18 protein-coding genes are annotated in these 19,627 nt (G+C 65.0%); 7 read left to right on the top strand and 11 right to left on the bottom strand.

Annotation, left to right across the window (positions count from 1 at the left end; genetic code table 11):
• Positions 1 to 3: 3 nt before the first annotated feature.
• Both GRI47_RS05480 and GRI47_RS05475 read left to right on the top strand, forming a co-directional pair.
• Positions 4 to 1,656 (top strand): ribonuclease J, encoded by a 1,653-nt coding sequence (locus tag GRI47_RS05480; protein ID WP_337190646.1) that lies wholly within the window; start codon positions 4 to 6, stop codon positions 1,654 to 1,656.
• Between the two features lie 11 nt (positions 1,657 to 1,667).
• Complete coding sequence (locus GRI47_RS05475; RefSeq protein ID WP_160660318.1) at positions 1,668 to 1,943, top strand: DUF1467 family protein; 276 nt, start codon at positions 1,668 to 1,670, stop codon at positions 1,941 to 1,943.
• A gap of 10 nt (positions 1,944 to 1,953) precedes the next feature.
• On the opposite strand, the gene GRI47_RS05470 is transcribed toward GRI47_RS05475, so the two are convergent.
• A complete protein-coding gene (locus GRI47_RS05470; protein WP_160660317.1) occupies positions 1,954 to 4,575 on the bottom strand; it encodes a coiled-coil domain-containing protein in 2,622 nt (873 codons plus the stop codon).
• Positions 4,576 to 4,643: 68 nt separating this feature from the next.
• On the opposite strand from GRI47_RS05470, the gene GRI47_RS05465 reads away from it, so the two are divergent.
• The 4 genes from GRI47_RS05465 to GRI47_RS05450 all read left to right on the top strand — a co-directional run bounded on the left by GRI47_RS05465 (position 4,644) and on the right by GRI47_RS05450 (position 8,674).
• Complete coding sequence (locus GRI47_RS05465) at positions 4,644 to 4,955, top strand: Hpt domain-containing protein (protein WP_160660316.1); 312 nt, start codon at positions 4,644 to 4,646, stop codon at positions 4,953 to 4,955.
• Between the two features lie 87 nt (positions 4,956 to 5,042).
• Positions 5,043 to 6,236, top strand: coding sequence for a hypothetical protein (locus GRI47_RS05460; RefSeq protein ID WP_160660315.1), 1,194 nt, complete (start codon positions 5,043 to 5,045; stop codon positions 6,234 to 6,236).
• A 24-nt stretch (positions 6,237 to 6,260) separates the two neighbouring features.
• Positions 6,261 to 7,247 carry a hypothetical protein gene (locus tag GRI47_RS05455; protein WP_160660314.1) on the top strand — a complete coding sequence of 329 codons (987 nt, stop codon included), beginning with the start codon at positions 6,261 to 6,263 and terminating at the stop codon, positions 7,245 to 7,247.
• 2 nt (positions 7,248 to 7,249) lie between these two features.
• Positions 7,250 to 8,674, top strand: coding sequence for a sensor histidine kinase (locus GRI47_RS05450; protein WP_160660313.1), 1,425 nt, complete (start codon positions 7,250 to 7,252; stop codon positions 8,672 to 8,674).
• Between the two features lie 85 nt (positions 8,675 to 8,759).
• Here the strand turns inward: GRI47_RS05450 and GRI47_RS05445 are convergent, their stop codons facing one another.
• Complete coding sequence (locus GRI47_RS05445) at positions 8,760 to 10,046, bottom strand: citrate synthase (RefSeq protein WP_160660312.1); 1,287 nt, start codon at positions 10,044 to 10,046, stop codon at positions 8,760 to 8,762.
• Positions 10,047 to 10,061: 15 nt separating this feature from the next.
• Entirely contained in the window at positions 10,062 to 11,492 is a 1,431-nt protein-coding gene (gene gltX, locus GRI47_RS05440) for a glutamate--tRNA ligase (RefSeq protein ID WP_160660311.1), read from the bottom strand.
• Positions 11,493 to 11,520: 28 nt separating this feature from the next.
• Between gltX and GRI47_RS05435 the strand changes: the two genes are divergently transcribed.
• Positions 11,521 to 13,725, top strand: a complete 2,205-nt coding sequence (locus tag GRI47_RS05435) for a ComEC/Rec2 family competence protein (protein WP_160660310.1) — start codon at positions 11,521 to 11,523, stop codon at positions 13,723 to 13,725.
• Between the two features lie 117 nt (positions 13,726 to 13,842).
• Here the strand turns inward: GRI47_RS05435 and GRI47_RS05430 are convergent, their stop codons facing one another.
• The 8 genes from GRI47_RS05430 to GRI47_RS15155 form a co-directional block, all read right to left on the bottom strand.
• Positions 13,843 to 14,220, bottom strand: a complete 378-nt coding sequence (locus tag GRI47_RS05430) for a VOC family protein (protein ID WP_160660309.1) — start codon at positions 14,218 to 14,220, stop codon at positions 13,843 to 13,845.
• Positions 14,221 to 14,266: 46 nt separating this feature from the next.
• Positions 14,267 to 14,974: a transcriptional repressor LexA gene (gene lexA, locus GRI47_RS05425; RefSeq protein ID WP_160660308.1), complete on the bottom strand. Its 708-nt coding sequence runs from the start codon at positions 14,972 to 14,974 to the stop codon at positions 14,267 to 14,269.
• Positions 14,975 to 15,063: 89 nt separating this feature from the next.
• The gene (locus GRI47_RS05420; RefSeq protein WP_337190645.1) at positions 15,064 to 16,242 is read right to left on the bottom strand and encodes a molybdopterin molybdotransferase MoeA; all 1,179 of its coding nucleotides are present in this window, start codon (positions 16,240 to 16,242) and stop codon (positions 15,064 to 15,066) included.
• Complete coding sequence (moaC, locus tag GRI47_RS05415) at positions 16,239 to 16,712, bottom strand: cyclic pyranopterin monophosphate synthase MoaC (RefSeq protein ID WP_160660307.1); 474 nt, start codon at positions 16,710 to 16,712, stop codon at positions 16,239 to 16,241. The genes GRI47_RS05420 and moaC overlap by 4 nt, the downstream gene beginning before the upstream one ends.
• Positions 16,709 to 17,494 (bottom strand): indole-3-glycerol phosphate synthase TrpC, encoded by a 786-nt coding sequence (gene trpC, locus GRI47_RS05410; protein ID WP_202387293.1) that lies wholly within the window; start codon positions 17,492 to 17,494, stop codon positions 16,709 to 16,711. Before trpC ends, moaC begins: the two co-directional genes overlap by 4 nt.
• A gap of 2 nt (positions 17,495 to 17,496) precedes the next feature.
• The gene (gene trpD, locus GRI47_RS05405; protein ID WP_160660305.1) at positions 17,497 to 18,489 is read right to left on the bottom strand and encodes an anthranilate phosphoribosyltransferase; all 993 of its coding nucleotides are present in this window, start codon (positions 18,487 to 18,489) and stop codon (positions 17,497 to 17,499) included.
• Positions 18,486 to 19,085, bottom strand: coding sequence for an anthranilate synthase component II (locus tag GRI47_RS05400; protein ID WP_160660304.1), 600 nt, complete (start codon positions 19,083 to 19,085; stop codon positions 18,486 to 18,488). The genes trpD and GRI47_RS05400 overlap by 4 nt, the downstream gene beginning before the upstream one ends.
• A gap of 8 nt (positions 19,086 to 19,093) precedes the next feature.
• The gene (locus GRI47_RS15155; protein ID WP_160660303.1) at positions 19,094 to 19,627 is read right to left on the bottom strand and encodes a YcxB family protein; all 534 of its coding nucleotides are present in this window, start codon (positions 19,625 to 19,627) and stop codon (positions 19,094 to 19,096) included.

The following is a 19,627-nucleotide window of genomic DNA, read 5'->3' as shown; positions in this document are numbered from 1 at the left end:
ATTGTGAAAAAAAATTACGCGCCCGAAGACGAACTGCTTTTCCTGTCCCTGGGCGGCTCTGGCGAGATCGGCATGAACGTCAATCTCTATGGCTGCCAGGGGCGCTGGATCATGGTCGATCTCGGCATGACCTTTTCCGGCGACCAATATCCCGGCATCGACCTGGTGTTCGCCGATCTCGAATTCATCGAGGATCGTCTCGACAGTCTCGAGGCGCTGGTGATTACCCACGGGCATGAGGATCATATCGGCGCGATCCCCTATTTCGCGGCCGATCTGGGCGTCCCGATCTATGCGACGCCCTTCACCGCCGAACTCGTGCGCCGCAAATTGCAGGAAGCCGGTATCGCCGACCAGATCGAGCTGCATGTGATCGACGACGATCACGGCGAATTCTCGATCGGGCCGTTCGACCTGACCTATCTTCCGCTCGCCCACTCGATCGCGGAGGGCAATGCGCTGCTGATCGAGACGCCGCATGGCCGCGTGTTCCATACCGGCGACTGGAAGCTGGACGAGGACCCGATCATCGGCGAACCGACCACCGAAGAGGAGCTGCGCGCCATCGGAGACGAAGGCGTGCTCGCACTGGTGTGCGACAGCACGAATGTCTTCAATCCCAATCCCAGCGGATCGGAAGGCGCGGTCCATCGCGGGCTGATGGAGGAGATCAAGCGGCATGAGGGGAAGCGCGTGCTGGTCACGACCTTCGCCAGCAATGTCGCGCGCCTGCACACGCTTGGCGAGGTCGCGCGCGAGAGCGGGCGGCAGATCTGCGTCGCCGGGCGATCGCTCGACCGGATCATCGCGGTGGCGCAGGACAATGGCTATCTGCTCGATTTTCCCGAGCCGGTCGATTTCGACACCGCCATGGGCCTGCCGCGCGGTGAGGTTCTTATCGTCGCGACCGGCGGGCAGGGCGAGCCGCGCGCTGCCCTGTCGCGCATATCGGAGGAGAACCACCCGCTGGAGCTGACGCGCGGTGACGTGGTGCTGTTTTCCAGCCGCCAGATACCGGGCAACGAGATCGCCATCGGCGCGGTGCAGAACCGCCTCGCCGAGCGCGGCATCGTCATGATTACCGACCGTCAGAGCGAGATCCACGTCTCAGGCCATCCCGGTCGTCCGGAACTGGAAGCGCTGTATTCCTGGCTCCGGCCCGAAATCCTCGTACCGGTCCACGGCGAGATGCGCCATCTGTTAGAGCAAGGGCGCCTCGGCGAGGAGTGCGGCATCCCGCACTCCGTCATTCAGAAAAGCGGCGAAATCGTGCGTCTGGCGCCGGGGGCTCCCGGAAAGATCGCCGACGTCCATGCAGGGCGCCTGGTGCTGGACGGAGACATCATTTCGCCCGCCAATGGTGAGGCGGTCGTCATGCGCCGCCGCCTGTCGCGCGACGGCGTGATGTTCGTGGTGCTGGATGACGAGCTTCGCGCCCGGATCGAGACTCTTGGGCTGCCGCTGGATGAGGATCAGGACGAGTTTTTGGCGGAAGCGTCTGCCGATATCGACAAGGCGATCGGGCGCCTCAAGGGCAAGGATCGCGGCGATCCCGGCGCGATCCACGAGGCCGCCCGCCTCGCGGCGCGCCGCGCGGCACAGCGCTGGTCCGGCAAGCGCCCGCAGGTCAGCATCGTGATGCCGAACGGGCGATAGGGAGGGTTCCCATGCATTGGACCTCGATCCTGGCGATCTATGTCCTATTCTGGGTGATGAGCGCATTCGTGCTCCTGCCGTTCGGCGTGCGCACGCATGACGAGATGGGGATCGAGAAGGTTCCGGGACAGGCGGACAGCGCGCCTGCCAATTTCCGTCCCCGGCGGCTACTGGTCAGGGCCACTCTGCTCGCTGCGGTGCTGACCGCGCTCTACGTGCTCAACTACATTTATGGTTGGGTGGGATACGAACAGCTCGATCTGTTCAATCGCGCGCCGTCCTACTGAGGGCCTTCGCTTACTCGCGCAGTCTCTCGATCGCCTGGGCCATTGTCACGTAGAGCTTGCCGATATCGGAACTCAGCACGGTGACGCCCAAAGCGTGGCCATCGCGGGTCGACAGCAGCATTCGCAGCATCGCTTCGAAATCGTGGATGTAGCGGCTGACATGTTCGCGGAAATCCGGCTCGCGGTCGTAGAGTTCGGCGATTTCACGCGCTTGCGTATTCTCGAGCAGGCGCACGGCGCGGCGGGTGAAAATCCCCCTGTCGCCGCGTAGATACGAGGTCCACGCGGTGTCGGTGACCTCGGTCGACAAAGCCTTGCCGATATCGATCGCGTTCGAGTTCAGGCTTTCGGTGATGAGAGCGACGCGGCGCGAGAAGTCGTTGTCGACCTGCTCTTCCGCGCGTTCGCGTGCGCGGGCGATGCGCGATTCGAGATTGCCGGCCAATTCGTTCACCTTGACGAGCTGATCGCGCAATTGCGTCGCCACCGCGTGGCTCGCCTCGCTCGCGCGGGTGCCTGCCTCGTCGAGCGATCCGATCGCTGCCTCGATGCGCTCTTCCAACGCCTCGTCGATGGCCTTGGTACTCGCGTCACCGATGCGGCTCGCAAGCGCGTGAATCCGGTCAGCCTGCGTGTCCTCGATACCCGCAAGCGCGTTCGCAGCGTCCTCCTGCAATTTCGCGATGGCGGCACTCAACTCCTCGCGCGCCTGCGTCGCGATGCGGGCATTGTCGCCCTCGATCCGTTCGAGCTTTTCGGTGAGGGCGTCGAGAGCGGCGGCCTGATCTTCGATCGTGCCCGAAAGGCCCTCGCTGAAGGCATCCAGCGCCGCGGTCGCCTCGCGGCTGCGATGTTCGGCATTCGCAACCGTTTCGCCCAATTCGCTGCCGCTTCGATCCGCGTCGGCGAGGGAGGTGCGCAGGCTCTCGGCGCGGCTTTCAAGATCGGCCAGCGTGCCCGCAAACGCTTCGATCGAACGGGGGAGGTCCTCCTCGCTGTGCGCCGCGCTGGCCTTGATAAGCTCCAGCAAGCGGACGGACCGGTCGGTCAGATCGCCGACCCTGTCCCCGGTCCCGTCGAGGGACGCCCGGCTTTCCGCGAGATTTTCGGTCAGCCGCGCCACGGCCGCCGCCAGCGTGTGTTCGGCTTCGCCACCCTGCCGTGCAGCCTCGGCGATATGGCGAGTGAGCGCGTCGATTTGCTCTCCGGCCGCTTCGTTTCGTTCGCTGAGCGTCTCGAGATGATCGAGGTGCCCCGCTCGCTGCTCCGCGAGATGGGTATCGAAGGAAGCGATCCGATCGGCGAGCGTTTGCAAGGCTTCGTCTTCGAAGGCGCTGACCTGCGTGCGGCGTTGCGCGATCTGATCGTGATAGGCGCGGTTGCGCTCGTCCATCAACGTGTCGACGGCTTCCGCTTCCGCCACCAGTTCGCGCAATTTCGCCTGGGAGTTTTCGAGGGACAGCGCATCGATCCGCGTGACTTCCTCGATGATGGAGACGAGCCTGTCGCGCAGCGCTTCGATCTGGCCCGACCATGCGGCGAGCGCTGCCTGTTCGCCCTCGCGCAGGGTGCTTGCCGTCGTCGCCGCTTCCTCATTCAGCCTGGCGATCCGCTCCGAGAGAACCGCAAAGGATGCCTCCGCGTCGGAGTCTCGTGCTTCGGCGAGCTGGGTGCATTCCTCCTTCAGAGCCTCGGCGCGGCTGTGAATGGCGGCCAGCGCCGCGACCTCCTGTGAATCGATCGTTTCGCGCAGGCGATCGCTGTTTTCGCGGATGGTGGCGAAGCGGGCCGTCGCGGCGCCTTCGATCTGGTCCAGGCGCTCTGCCATCTCGTCCAGCAGCGATCCGAGCCGGTCGCCCACCGATTCGACCTGCCGCTCGCTTGCCGTGCCGAAAGTGTTCAACCGTTCGAAACCGGCAACCAATTCGGCGAGTTGTTCGCTGGCGGTCTGTCCCGCGCCTGCGATGCGGTTGGTCACGTCGCGCGCGGAATTGGCGATCACGGGGAGATCGCCGCGCAGCTTCTCCATGTTTTCCAGCGCGGTCGAGCTGACATTCGCGATTGCGTCGACCTGATCGCCGTTTTCACGAACGAGCGCCTGCAGGCGATCGGCATGGGTCGACAAACGCTCGGTCGCGGTACGGCCGAGATAATCGAGGTCGCGGTTCTGATCCGCGAGGAATTCGCGCGCGAGGCTGAGTTCGCGGTTCACCGCGAGCAGCCGTTCCTCCAGCCTCTCCGATTCGAGCGAGAGCAACCGGGCCGCATCGCCGAACCGGCCCGCTTCGCGCGACGAAAGGCGCATCGTCAGCAGCCAGACCGTCAGGATCAGAAGGACAGGAACCGACCATGCGGTGACCCATCCGATCCACCGCTCCGCCGTTCCGCCAGCCAGCATTTGCGCGCGGTAGCTCCAGGCGAAGAATCCCGTCCAGCCAATGATGGCGAGCGTGAAGAGGGCAGGGAAAATCCAGGCTTTCGAGCGGTTCGGGGCAGGTTCCTCGACCCATTCGAACTCTTCGCCGACCTCCTCGTTATCGACCGGAAGGGCGTTATCCGCATCCTCCTGCCCAACCGACTGGTCTTCCTGCGATTCGTCGTGCCCTACAGCGCGGATGTGGTCCCTGCTCATCCGCAGAAGGTATCACGATTCCCCGATCCTTAAACCCCGCATTAACCGCGTGGACCTAAGCCGATCGCATGGCGTTCCATCCCGGCCCCTTCGATCACGCGCTTGCCGCCGCCGCTGGCGACGATCGCGCCCTGGAAGCGCAATTGCGAACCGGCTTCGTCGAAAGCGTCGAGCGCCAGCTCGATCTCATGCAGCGCGCCCGGTGCGATGCGAATTGGCGCCTAGCGGCACAGCATCTTCATGCGGTCGCCGCCGGTTTCCATGCCGAAGAGATCATGCATCTCGCAGACGAGGCGGCGCAGGGCGCGCCGGGCGATCCCGCCGCGACCCGCAAGATCGCCGATATCCTGGACACCATCCGTGATCCGCGAAACGATTAGGTTCGACCTGACGCGATCAGATTTTGGCAATTCGCGCGCACCCCGCTAGGCGTCGAGGATATCGAACGCCGATTGAGGACCAATTTCTTGCGTATCGCCTTGCTGACAGCGCTGGCCGAAGAGTCGGGACGGGCCTCGCGCAAGGCGGCGTTCCGCCCCTTCGTCGGGCGAAGCGTGCTGTCGCATCAGATCGATTGTGCTCGCGCGCTGGATTGCGACATGGTGGTGTGCATGATCCGCGGGCTCGGCCCCGAAGCGATCGTCTGCCAGCATCGCGCGGAAAGCCTGGGAATGCGGTTTCGTGCGATCGAGGATTTGCGCCGTCTCTCGGGCGCGATCAGCGCCGATGATCGGGTGATCGTCATCGCCGATGGCCTCGCGCTCGATATCGAGACTGCGCAGGCCGCGATCGGCGGGAAACCGGGGGTCGCGACGTTTCCGGCGGATGTGGCGGTCCCGCTCGGATTCGAACGGATCGATGCCGAGAGGGCCTGGGCCGGCCTCCTGGCGATCCGCGGTGATGCGGTCGAGCGATTGTCGGACCTTCCGCCCGATGCCGACGCGGCTTCGGCTTTGCTCAGGATAGCGCTTCAGTCAGGCGTGCGCACCGCGCCCCTCGACCTGTCCACGATCGAGGACATGGCCGCTATCGGACCCGAAGATGAAGCCAGTCTTTCCGCGCGGGAGGGCCGCTGGATCGCCCGGCGAGCCCAGCCGGTTTCGTTCGCAGCGCCCGGACGCGCGATGGCCGAGCGGATCGGAATAAGGCTGGCTCGCGATGTCGTCGGCTCGCGGTTCGAGCGTGTTCCCTTGATGGTGGCGGTGGCGGCCGGAGTGCTCGCAGCTATTCTAGCGGTGTTCGGCAAGCCCCTGACAGGACTTCTGATTTCGGGGTTGATGGCAGCCGCACTGCCTATCGCGGATATCGTCCTTCGATTGGCGCGGCCGCCGGGAAGAGAGCCACGGATGTGGCACGCCACCGCGCTGCTGGCGGGGGCGGGCGATGTTCTCCTGATCGGTTTGATCGCCATGGCGGGGCGCGTGACAGGCTCCTGGATCGACCTGTTCCTGCCGCTGATGCTCATGGGGCTGCTGCGGATCGGAGCGCGCATCGCACCTATCGCCGTCCGACCGCTGATGTCAGACCGGATCGCCTTGCTAGCGGTACTGGTCCCGGCGGGATATCTCGGGCTCCTCCAGCCGGTTGTCGCATCGCTGGCGCTGCTGGCCCTGATTGCGATCTACCACGCGACCCACGCCGATCGGCTAACGGCGCCTTAACCACGCGATGCTACGCGAGAGCGCATGATCGAGCCGACGACCGGGCCTTCCTCCACAGCGACTCCCCGCGCCGATCCGCAATGGCCGGAGGGCGAGGCCCTGCGCCTGGCGCTCGCACAAGGCGATCAGGCGCTCAGCCGGATCGGACCCATTCTCGGCCATCTCCTGTCGACGCGCGACCAATCGCTTTTCAGCGATGAATTGGTGGCGCGCATCAGAGCCATGTTGACGCATCTGGCCTGGCAGATCCTGCGCATCCAGGCCGAGGCGACGGGGGTGAAGGGCCGCGAGGAATTCGCCGCTGCGCATGGCGAGGCCTTGTCGGAGCAGCTCTTCGATACGCCTGCATTGGTGGCGCATTGCCACGCCCTGGCTCTCGAATGGCAGCTGACCGCCCGGCTCGAAACCAATCACGGGCTCGATCCGGTAATTTCGCCGCTGCTCCAAAGTCTGATCGGTAACGAGGATGCCGCCCTCGCCAGTGCGGCGATGGCGTCGCTCGCGGCCCAGGCGCGCTTTGCGCAGAGCCAAAGGCGGATGCAGCTGCCGCTCGGCGAATTGCCGGGCGATCTGTTCCACGCACTGCTACTGGCGTGGCGCGGCTATAATGGCGAGGATGCGTCGGATGCGCTGGTGCGCGCCGAAGTTCGCCTTCGTGCCGATTACGACGAGGCAGCGGGGCGGCTATCTTTGCTTGAGCGCGTCGTGACCCTGCTGGGCAAGGACGGGGCGCATGCCCTGATCTTCGATCAAGCGGGGGTCGCGCTGTTCCTGTCGGCGCTTGCGCTCAGGACCGGACAACCGCGCGATATCGTCGCCGTCTCCCTTCATGACAGCCAAATGGCGCGGTTCGCCGTCGGGTTGAGGGCGGCAGGGCTCAAGCCGCAGGATATCGAGGCGCAGATCCTGCGCCTTCACCCCGACCGCGATCCTCCCGAAGGCCTTGCCGATATCGGCACGCGCGAGGCGCTCAATCTGCTCGCCCGCAGCGCGGGCTGGGCGGGAGACTGACGATGGCGACGATCGGGACCAAATTCATCGCGCGCGCAAGTGTCGATGCGGACGGGATGCTGACGGAAGCGGAAGAGCCGCTGGCGAGCTTGCAGGTCGAATGCGGCGGGCAGATCGGCGGGCCGGTGGCCGTGCCGGAATTGCGCGCGCTGGTCGAAAAGGCGCAGCGCTTCGGCCTTCGCCTCGCCCGCCAGTTCCGCGCGGTCGATGGGCAGGATCGCATCACCGCCTGGATCGAGATCGAGCCGCTGCACGGGCCCGATGGCTCGCCGAAGGGGTGCGAGCTGGGTCTGGTCTCCTGGCATTCGGAGGAATTGCCGCCCGAGGACGAGCTTGAGGCTGCAAGGCGCCGCGCCGAATTGAGCCGCAACCTCGCCGATCTCACCGCTCGGCTCGATCCTTCGCAGCGCGTTCTTTCGGTCGCGGTGGAGGCGCCCGATCTCACCCGCCTCCAGATCGCGATGGAGGGCGGCGTGGGGCGGCCATGGACCGATTTCGTGACCTTTCCCGGCAATCTTCACGAACAGCCCCTGCACTGGCGGCTCCTCGACGGGGCCGAATGCCTGATCGAGGGGTCGAAGCGGCGCTGGACCGCCCATCTCGAACCTCTGGGCCAGCCCGAGCCGGGGAGTGCGGGCTTTGTCCTGCATCTCCTCGCGGATCGCCCGCTGGGTGCTGGGGCTCTCGACGAAGCGAGCGATCCGGGATCGGAACCGCCATCTCTCGGCCGCGACCTTTCCCCCGTCCTGCGCCAGCCGATCAACCGCATCATCGCCAATGCGGAGACCATCCGTACGAAACTCGCCGGGCCGCTGGCCGAGGAATACAGCGATTACGCCGCGGATATCGCGGCGGCCGGTCAGCACCTTCTGGCGCTGATCGACGATCTCTCCGATCTCGAAATCGTGGAATCGGAAGATTTCGTCACCGCGCCGGACCGGATCGATCTCGGCAATGTCGCGCGCCAGGCCTGCGGCATCCTCGGCGTGCGGGCGCGCGAGAAGGGTATCGAATTGAGCGCGCCGCCCAATGGCGAGAGCCAGCTGGCCATCGCGGAATTCCGCCGCGTGTTGCAGGTGCTGATAAACCTCATCAACAACGCCATCCGCTATTCGCCGGAGGGCAGCCAGATATGGGTTCGGCTCGACCGGATCGGCCAGCGGGCGATGGTCACCGTGGCCGATCAGGGGCACGGGATCGACGAGGACCAGCAGAAGCGCATTTTCGAAAAGTTCGAACGGCTCGGGAGAAGCGGCGATGGCGGCTCGGGGCTGGGGCTCTATATCTCGCGCCGGATCGCGCGAGCGATGGATGGCGATCTGACGGTCGAGAGCGCCAGGGGGCAGGGCGCTCGCTTCACCCTCTCGGTTCCGGCGGCGGAGGATCTGCGCAGCGAACCGCGCGACGGGCCTAAGCTCGACAAATAGGGCGGGCGCACCCTTCCGACAGGGCAACGCGCAATAAAAAAAGGGGGCGCCGAAGCACCCCCTTCTTCTCGTCCCGTAAACCGGATCAGCGCTTGTCGATCGGCACGTAATCGCGCTGCGTCGGGCCGGTGTAGAGCTGACGCGGACGACCGATGACCTGGCCGGGATCGGAGATCATCTCGTTCCACTGCGCCACCCAGCCGACCGTGCGCGCGAGGGCGAACAGGGCGGTGAACATCGTGGTCGGGAAACCGATCGCGGAAAGGATCGCACCCGAATAGAAATCGACGTTCGGGAAGAGCTTCTTCTCGATGAAATAATCGTCGTTGAGCGCCATTTCCTCGAGCTGGAGCGCGACCTCGAACACCGGGTTGCTGACGTTCAGCGCATCGAACACCTCGCGCACGGTCTTCTGCATCACGGTCGCGCGCGGGTCGTAATTCTTGTAGACCCGGTGGCCGAAGCCCATCAGGCGGAACGGATCGTTCTTGTCCTTTGCCCGCTCGATATAATGCGGGATCTTGTCGGGCGTGCCGATCTCCTGAAGCATGTTGAGCGCGGCTTCGTTGGCGCCGCCATGCGCCGGGCCCCAGAGGCACGCAATGCCCGCCGCGATACAGGCGAACGGGTTCGCGCCCGACGAACCGGCAAGGCGCACGGTCGAGGTCGAAGCGTTCTGCTCGTGGTCGGCGTGGAGGATGAATATCCGGTCCATCGCCCGCTCGATCGCGGGATGGATTTCGTATTCCTCGGCCGGAACGCCGAAGGTCATGCGCAGGAAATTGCCGGTGTAGCTGAGCGAGTTCTGCGGCTGAAGGAAGGGCTGACCGATCGAGTATTTATACGCCATCGCCGCGATGGTCGGCATCTTGGCGATCAGCCGGTGGCTGGAAATCGTGCGGTGTTCGGGGTCCGAAATGTCGGTGCTGTCGTGGTAGAACGCCGACAGCGCGCCGACCACGCCGCACATGATCGCCATCGGGTGCGCATCGCGGCGGAAGCCCTGGTAGAACTGGCGCAGCTGATCGTGCACCATGGTGTGGCGCGTGATCGTGTAGGTGAAGTCGTCCAGCTCTTCCTGCGTCGGCAGTTCGCCGTTCAGCAGCAGGTGCGAGACTTCCATGAAATTGGAGTGCTCGGCCAGCTGGCCGATCGGATAACCACGGTGGAGCAGGACGCCTTCTTCGCCATCGATGAAGGTGAGCGCGCTCTCACAGCTCGCGGTCGACTTGTAGCCGGGATCGTAGGTGAACTTGCCGGTCGATCCGTAAAGCTTGCGGATGTCGACGACATCGGGGCCGCACGTGCCTTCCAGGACGGGGAAATCCACCGAGCTGTCGCCGAAGTCCAGTTTCGCCTGCTTGTCGGCCATAGTCTGCTCCTTAAGCTATTGGTTTTCCGAGCCTGCCGGGGTGGCTTGCGCGTCGATCCGAGCGAGCGCCTCTTCCCGTCCCAACAGGACCAGAACATCGAAAATTCCAGGAGACGTGGTCGTCCCCGTCAGTGCCGCGCGCATCGGCTGCGCGAGCTTGCCGAGACCCAGTTCGAGCCGTTCGGCGAGCGCCTTCGTAGTGGCTTCCAGGGCCTCGATTGTCCAGTCGTTTTCCGCCGCCAGCGCCGCCGAAACCTCGGCGAGATAGCGACGCGCCTGATCGTCGAGCAGGCCCGCCGCCTTTTCCGTCATCGCGAGGGGGCGGGTGGCGAACAGGAAGCCGGCGCCTTCGGCCAGGTCGTCCAGCGAACGCGCGCGCGGTTTGAGGACCGGCATGGCTTCGGTCAGCAGCTGTTCGTCGGCATCCGGGCCGATCCGCTCGGCGACCAAAGCGGCGAGGCGCGCATCGTCGGCCTCGCGAATATAGTGCCCGTTGAGGTTCTGCAGTTTCTTCATGTCGAAGCGCGACGCGCTCTTACCGACGCCCTTGAGGTCGAACAGCTCGATCGCTTCCGCGCGCGAGATTTCCTCGCGGTCCCCATGCCCCCAGCCGAGGCGGAGGAGATAGTTGAACAGCGCTTCGGGCAGAACGCCCTCTTCGATGCGATACGCGTCGACACCGACCGCGCCATGGCGCTTGGACAGCTTCGCCCCGTCGGTCCCGTGGATCAGCGGGATGTGGGCATAGATCGGTTCGGGCCAATCCATAGCCTTGATGATCGGCAATTGGCGGAAGGCGTTGTTGAGGTGATCGTCGCCGCGGATGATGTGGGTGACGCCCATGTCGTGATCGTCGACCACGACGGCCAGCATATAGGTCGGAGTCCCGTCCGCGCGCAGGAGGATGTAATCGTCAATCTCCTCGTTGCGCACGGTGACGCGGCCCTGGACTGCATCGTCGATCACGGTTTCGCCCTCCTGCGGGGTCTTCAGCCGGATCGTGAAGGGTGCACCTTGGGGCGCTTCGGACGGGTCGCGGTCGCGCCAGCGCCCGTCATAGCGCATGGGCAGCTTGTTCGCCCGCTGCTCGGCGCGCATCGCCTCGAGTTCTTCGGGCGTGGCGTAACATTTATAAGCGTGGCCCGCGTCGAGCAATTGCTGGGCGACCTCTGCGTGGCGCTCCGTCCGGTCGGACTGGAACACCGGCGCATCGTCATAATCGAGGCCGAGCCAGTCGAGGCCTTCGATGATCTTGTCGATCGCATCCTGCGTAGACCGCTTGCGATCGGTGTCCTCGATCCGCAGCAGCGCCTTGCCGCCGTGATGGCGCGCGAACAGCCAGTTGAACAGCGCGGTGCGCGCGCCGCCGATATGCAGGAATCCGGTGGGCGAAGGGGCGAAGCGCGTGACGACCTTCGTCTGAGCCGCATCGCTATCGCTTGCCATTATACCTGCTTTCCGTTCTGATATCGTGATGGCGACGCGATCGGCGCCCCCGCTGGCTGGTTTGCCGCTGCATGGGGGCGATTTCCCCCATGATGGTGCAGCGCAGCGCCAATGGCGCAAGCGCCGTCGCTTGTCCAGTGTCGCGGCGGACCTCCTCAGGTGGGCGGACGCCTTTCTGGGCCGCGCGGGCTTCGATCGTGGGCCGTGGCTGGCGGTCGGTTTCGCGAGCGGGATCGGAGCGTGGTTCCTGCTCGATACCGTGTGGGCATGGGCGGCTTTCCTGCTACTTTGCGGGCTTGCCGCCCTCTTCGCCCTAGCGTGCTGGCGCGGGCGAGAGGACCGCTCGCACCTGCTGATCGCGGTGGTGGCACTCGCATGTGTGCTGGCATTGGGCATGGCGGCGATCTGGGCGCGTTCCACGACAGTCGGCGCCGAACCGATCGCCTATCCGCGCGTGCTGGCGCTCGACGGGCGGATATTGGCGCGCGAGGACCAACTGGCCGAAGCCCGCACCCGCCTCACGCTCGCCGTGCGGGACGCTGAAACCGGGTGGGCGATGAAGGTGCGCGTCAACGTGCAGCAGGATCGCGTGTCGCCATCGATGGAGGAGGGCGCACGAGTGCGTTTGAAAGCACGCCTGATGCCGCCCTCTCCGCCGATTCTGCCAGGCGCTTATGATTTCGCCCGCACGGCCTGGTTTGAGGGGCTGGCGGCCACCGGGTCGCTGATCGGCGCTGTGGATCTGATCGAACCTGCGAAAAAACCCGCTCCTTTGGCTGAAGCGCAACGCACGCTTTCGGCGCATGTCCGCGCCAATATGGAGGGGGCGGCGGCCAGCATCGCCGCTGCCCTGGCGAGCGGCGATCGCGGTGCGATCAGCGAAGCGGATGAAGCCGCGATGCGCGATTCCGGGCTGACGCACCTGCTTTCGATCAGCGGGCTTCATGTCAGCGCGGTCATCGCGGCGGCGTATCTTCTGGCGATCAGGCTGCTCGCTCTTTGGCCTTGGCTTGCGTTGAGAGTGCGGCTGCCCCTCGCGGCGGCTCTGCTGGGGGCTCTGGCTGGTATCGGCTACACGCTCCTGACCGGTGCGGAGGTTCCGACCGTGCGCAGCTGTGTGGGCGCCGTGCTCGTTCTGATCGCACTGGCCTTAGGGCGTGAACCCCTGTCGCTACGCATGGTGGCGGTGGCCGCGATCGTCGTGCTCGCGCTCTGGCCTGAATCGCTTGTGGGACCCAGCTTTCAGATGAGCTTCGCTGCGGTGATCGCCATCGTCGCTTTGCACAATGCTAGCTGGGCCAAGCGGTTTCTAGCGCCGCGCGAGCAGAGCTGGCTGGCGCGGACCGGGCGCCGGATCGCCATGTTGTTCGCGACCGGGCTGCTGATCGAATTCGCGCTGATGCCGATCGTGCTGTTCCATTTCCATCGTGCGGGCGTCTACGGCGCTTTCGCGAATGTGCTGGCGATCCCGCTGGTAACCTTCGTGACGATGCCGCTGCTGGCGCTGGCCCTGTTGCTCGATCTGGTCGGGGCGGGCGCACCTGCCTGGTGGGCGGCGCAAGTGTCGCTCGATCTCCTGCTGGGTCTCGCACGGTTTACCGCGGCCCAGCCCGGCGCGGTGAAGTTGATGCCGCAAATGGGGTTGGGCACGGTGCTGGTGATCGTGGGCGGGCTGCTATGGCTGGCGCTGTGGCAGGGAAGGGCGCGGCTGTGGGGACTGATACCGGTCGCGATCGGTGTGGTGGTCTTCCTGTCGACGCCAATACCGGACATCCTGATCACCCGCGATGGGCGCCATGTCGGCGTGACCGGCGAGAGCGATCGGCTGCTGGTGCTGCGCGACAGCCGCTCGGGTTTCGCGCGCGACAATCTGCTGGAGCTGGCGGGCGCGGAGGGCGAGGTACTGCTCTTCGAGGAATGGCCCGGTGCGCGGTGCAGCCGGGATTTCTGCGTCCTGTCGCTGGAGCGGGGCGGGCGCGAATGGCATGTGCTGATGGCGCGCAGCCGCGACATGGTCGAGGAACGCGCCCTCGCCGCCGCCTGCGAGCGTGCGGATATCGTGATCGCGGACCGCTTCCTGCCGCGAAGCTGCCAGCCCGCCTGGTTGAAGGCGGATGGACGCTTTCTCAGGCGCGAGGGCGGAACCGCGATCTACCTCGAACGCGAGACCATCCGCACGGTCGCGCAATCGCAGGGCGAGCATGGTTGGTGGCAGGGGGATCGCGGGCGATAATTTTACGGCGATCGAGCTTAGAGATCTTACGCCCCAACCCTCGAGAATGGCGGCAAAGAGCACTATCCCGCAGTCATCCTGCCACTCAGCTTCAGCCTCACTGTGGAATCAGTTTACTCAGACGGACCCGCACGGTGTCCGAGCTTCCGTCAATTCGATTCGATTGCCGAACGGATCGTCAACGTAACATCGCTTGAAACCCGCAAGCGGTTCGTCCTCCGCGACCGAAAAGCCCGCTTCGGCAAGGCGCTTCGCCAGATCGAAGAGATCGGCAACGCGAAACGCAGGATGCGCCTTGCGAGCAGGACGAAAGTCAATTTCCACGCCAAGGTGCACCTTGATCGCCCCGCTCTCGAACGAGCACCCGCCTCGTTGGGCGAGATGGGGCGGCTTCGGCACTTCCGGGATACCCAGAAGCCCCGCGTAAAAATCGCGCGCCTCGTCCTCGCCGCCAGAAGGCATGGCAAGCTGAACGTGGTCGAGCCCCACGATCATCGAACAGAAGCCGCCTTTCTGATCGCGAACGCCTCCCTTACCCCTATCAGTGATAGCGGCGCAAAAGCCCCGCCAGCTTACCCTGCACCTGCACCTGCGTCGGGTTGTAGATTTGCGCTTCATAGGACGCATTCGCCGGATCGAGCCGGACGCGACCGTTTTCGCGGCGCAGGAATTTAAGCGTCGCTTCCTCGTTATCGACCAGCGCCACCACGATCTCGCCATCGCGCGCCGTGTCGGTGCGGCGGATCAGGGCATAATCACCATCGAAAATTCCGGCCTCGATCATGGAATCGCCCGATACTTCGAGCGCATAGTGATCGCCCGGACCGAGCAGGGCTGCGGGCACGGGCAGGCTGCTCTGGCCTTCGATCGCTTCGATCGGCGCCCCGGCGGCGATGCGCCCGTGGAGCGGAATTTCCAGAACATCGTTGGCCGGTTCGGGCGCTCGTGCAGCGACAGCGGCGCCGACCAAATCGTTCGCCGCACTCGGTACGCCAGCCGATGCGGCGTTGCGCGCTCGGGGGCTCGAAACGGCTTCTTCCGGGGTCTTGAGGACTTCAAGCGCACGGGCCCGATTGGGCAGGCGGCGAATGAAGCCGCGTTCTTCCAAGGCGGAAATCAGGCGATGCACGCCCGACTTGCTCTTGAGGTCGAGCGCCTCCTTCATCTCTTCGAAGGAGGGCGAAATCCCGGTTTCTTCCAGCCGGGTCTGGATGAAGCGGATCAGTTCGTGCTGCTTGGCGGTCAGCATGGTGCAAGGCTCCTCAAGTTCGGATCCGACCCCATTCCAATGCAGGTCGTGAACGAATGAGGAACAATTAGGCAACCATTTCCTTCAAGTCAAGCGATTGCGCCATTTTCGAGCAGGTAGCATGAGACGAGCGCGCCTTCCGCTTGCACAGGTGCGCCGATCGGCCGGTCGATCAGGACATCGGCCCGGGCTAGCGCGGCGAGCGCGCTGCTGTCCCGCTCGTCGATTAGCGTGGCGCCTTCCGGCGATAAACGGGCGCGCAGGAACTCACGCCGCGTCCCGGCAGCGGGCAGTACACCTGCAAGCGGGAGGTTGATCGGCTGCGGGAGGGCGCGCTCTGATCCCGCCATTCGGCGCAAGGCGGGCAGGGCGAACAGGAATGCCGTGACGAAGGTGGATACCGGATTTCCGGGCAGGCCCAGCATCAGCTGAGAACCGCGCCGCGCGACGATCAGCGGCTTGCCTGGCCGGATTGCAACCCGCCAGAAATCCAATGTGAAGCCCGCGCGCTCCAGAGCGGGCTTGATCAGATCGTGCTCGCCTACCGAGGCACCGCCCGAGGTCAGCACCAGATCGGCGTCTTTCGCGTCGTCGAGGGCATTCACCACGGCCTCCAAGCGGTCGGGCACCAGCACGCGACTGCTCACCTCCGCGCCCACAGATCCGACCATGCACGCTGTCATCGCGCCGTTCGAAGCGGGCAGGCCGTCGGGCGGACAATCCACCGGATCGGCGCGTAATTCGTCGCCGCATTCGAGGATCGCCACGCGCGGTCGGCGGGTCACACCGATGGTTCCGACGCCCGCAGTTCGAGCGAGGGCGATATGCGGCGCGGCCATACGAGTTCCCGCCGCGAGCAGCGTGTCCCCCGTTTTGAAGTCGAATCCCCGGCGGCGAATGTGGCGGCCGGGCGTGGGCAGCGGATCGGCTCGAAGGACAGCCTGCGCGAGGCTCGCATCTTCCTTCACCACGATCCGGTCCGCTCCTTGGGGAAGCGCGGCCCCGGTCGATATGGCGACCGCCTGTCCTGGGCTTAGCGCGCGATCGAAGGCGTGCCCGGCCCGCGCTTCTCCGATTACGGCCCACGGCCCTTCGCCCGATGCCGCGAACCCGTCCATGGCCGAGAGATCGGCGTAGGGCTGGGTCCGCCGCGCGACCAGTGCCTCGCGCAGATAACGCCCTCCGCTTTCGTCGACAGGGATTTGTTCCGCCTCCAGCGGCGCGATCGATGACAGCAGCCGCTCCCACGCTTCGTCGAGCGTGATCACGGATCGACGCGCCAGTGGCCGGACTTGCCGCCCGTCTTCTCGATCAGACGCACGCCATCGATCACCATCGCGCGGTCCACTGCCTTGCCCATGTCGTAAAGCGTGAGCAGCGCGACGCTGGCGGCGGCCATCGCTTCCATCTCGACTCCCGTGCGCCCGGTGCAGGAGGTGGTGGCAGTGACGCGGATGGCATCGCTCTCGCGGGCGAATTCGACAGTTACGGCATCAAGCGCGAGCGGATGGCAGAGGGGGATCAGCTCGCCCGTCCGCTTCGCCGCCATGATCCCCGCAATGCGCGCTGTGGCGAGCGCATCGCCCTTGGGTCCGGTCCCGTCCCACAAGGCCGAGAGCGCCGCGTCCGACATGCGGATGCGCCCTTCGGCGATGGCCTTGCGCTGCGTTTCCGGCTTGGCGCCGACATCGATCATGCGCGCCGCGCCGTGTTCGTCGAGATGGGTAAGTCCACTCATCCTTCTAGCAATGTGCGGGTCGCGGCGGTGACATCGGCTTGCCGCATCAGGCTTTCCCCGACGAGGAAGCTGCGCACGCCCGACCGGGCCAGACGCTGGCAATCGTCATGCGAGGCGATTCCGCTTTCGCCCACCAGTAGCGTATTTTGAGGTGCGAGAGCAGCCAGACGCTCGGTGGTGGCGAGATCGGTGGTGAAGGTCTTCAGATCGCGATTGTTGACGCCGATGAGGCGCGAGTTCAGCTTCGCGGCGCGGTCCATTTCCGCCTCGTCATGCACCTCGACCAAGACATCCATCCGACGTTCGATCGCGGCGGCTTCTATTTCGGCCATTTCGGTATCGTCCAGCGCCGCGACGATGATCAGGATCGCATCCGCCCCGATCGCGCGTGCTTCGGCGACCTGCCAGGGATCGACCATGAAATCCTTGCGCAGGACCGGCAGTGCGCAGGCCGCGCGCGCCTGCATCAGATAGTCCTCGTGACCCTGGAAATACGGCGCATCGGTGAGGACGGAGAGGCAGGTCGCACCGCCAGCTTCGTAGGCGCGCGCGTGATCGGCGGGATCGAATTCGGCCCGGATCAGGCCCTTTGACGGCGAGGCTTTCTTGATCTCGGCGATCAGGCCGAAGCCGTCCCGGCTCGCCTTTCGCAAGGCCGCTTCGAAGCCGCGCGGCGCAGACTGCATCAAAGCGGCGGCGTCGAGATCGCCGATGGTGGAGCGCGAGCGGCGATCGGCCACTTCCTCGCGTTTGGTGGCGCAGATTTCGTCGAGCTTGTTCATCGTCATTTCGCCATGTCTATCCACCGCGCCAGCAGATCGCGCGCCTTGCCGCTGTCGAGCGCTTCCGCCGCCATTGCCGCGCCTTCGCGCCAGTCCCCGATCCGGCCTGCGACGATCAGCGTCGCGGCGGCATTCAATAGCACCGCATCGCGATAGGGGCCGGGGGTTCCGCCCAGCAGGGCTTCGAGTGCCTTTGCGTTATGAACGGCATCGCCGCCACGGATCGCTTCGATCGGCGCGTGATCCAGGCCCGCATCGCCCGCATCGATCCGCCGCATCGTGAATTCCGAACCCGCCACATCGGCCAGCTCGTTTCCGCCCGCGAGGCTCAATTCGTCGAGACCCTCGTCGCCCGAGACGATGAATGTGTGTTGCGTGCCGAGGCTCGCCTTGGCTTCGGCATAGATCGGGACATAGGCGGGCCGGGCGATGCCGATGAGCTGGCGTTCGACCCCGGCGGGATTGGAGAGCGGACCCATCAGGTTGAAGATCGTGCGGCGGCCCAATCGCTGGCGGATGGGCTGGATGCGGCCCATCGCGGGATGATGGTTCTTCGCGAAGAGGAAGCAGATGCCGAGTTCTGCGAGCGTCTTTTCCGCTGTGCGCCCAGCCGCTTCCATGTCGAGGCCGAGCGCCTCCAGCGTGTCGGCCGCGCCCGATTTGCTGCTCGCCGCGCGATTGCCGTGCTTGGCCACCGGCACGCCGCAGGCCGCTACCACGAGGCTGACGGCAGTCGAGACATTAAGCGTATGGTGTCCGTCGCCTCCCGTGCCGCAGCAATCCACCGCGCCCTCGGGTGCGGCGACCGGGATCAGGCGCGCGCGCAGGGCGCGGGCGGCCCCGGCGATCTCTTCCGCCGTCTCGCTGCGCTCGGTCATGGCGAGCAGGAAGCGGGCGATCTCGTCCTCGCTCGCTTCGCCATCGAGAATCCAGCCGAAGACTTCGTCGGCCTCGGCCTCGGTCATGTGGGGGACGGCAAGGGGCAGATGCTTCATGCCGGGATATTCGCTTCCATGCCGCAGATTTCGAGGAAATTGGCGAGCAGGGCGTGCCCATGCTCGGTCGCGATGCTTTCGGGGTGGAACTGCACGCCGTGGATCGGCAGCTCGTGATGGCGAAAGCCCATGACGCTCGTACCATCCAGACCCGGCGTCTCGCTCGTTGCGTTGACGTGGAGGACGTTCGGAATGTTCTCCACCACCAGCGAGTGATAGCGCGTGGCGATGAAGGGCGAGGGCAGGTTCGCGAACACGCCGCTCCCGTCATGGTCGACCGGAGAGGTCTTGCCGTGCATCAGGCCGCCGCGCACCACGCGCCCGCCGAAATGCTGCCCGATGGCCTGATGGCCGAGACAGACGCCGAGGAGCGGTAATTGGGCATCGGCACAGGCGGCGACGAGGTCGAGGCTGACCCCCGCTTCGTTCGGCGTGCAGGGGCCGGGCGAGATCAGGATACCCTTCGCTCCGCTCGCCACCGCCTCGCTGGCGGTGAGCGCGTCATTGCGCTCCACCCGCACCTCGGCGCCCAGTTCCATCAGATAATGAACCAGGTTGAAGGTGAAGCTGTCGTAATTGTCGATGACGAGGATCATGATGATTTTCAGAGCTTTTTGACATCTACCGATTGCATCAGCCTGACGATGTTCTCAACATCGGACTGTGACACACTGGCTTTCGGCACGTAATAATAAAATGTTGGCGAGCGATAAATTAGAATAAAATTCTCGTCCTCGGTCCAGCCATAGGCATCCTGCCATTTCAGCTCGCCGCCAAACATCGGGTCGGTTATCGTCAGCTTATCTTCGTCATATTCGAAGCGACATACCGCGCCCTCTAGTTTGTGGTCCGCAAGCCATGATTGAATTTGACGTTTTCCCGTGAAGCGGTTCGCTAGCCAAATTGCGCCACATAGCGCCGTCCCGACGAAAAGGGATAGAGCCACTGATGGTACCCAATCTTCTCCTGTCGACGCTTCCGACCTCCCCCAAAAAATGAAAAAGAAGGTGACCGAAAAGATCGCTCCAGTAATTAGATAGTTGCGCCTAGTCCACTGACGAGAGCAATGGAAACGTAGCGCTTCGGCGGCGTTTTCTTCGCAATAAACCGTTTCGAACCGGCCGCCGACCGAGCTCAC

The sequence above is a fragment of the Qipengyuania pelagi genome, assembly GCF_009827295.1.
GTDB lineage: Bacteria > Pseudomonadota > Alphaproteobacteria > Sphingomonadales > Sphingomonadaceae > Qipengyuania > Qipengyuania pelagi.
Note: the sequence above shows the minus strand (reverse complement) of the source record. Positions and strands in the feature narration are given on the sequence as shown.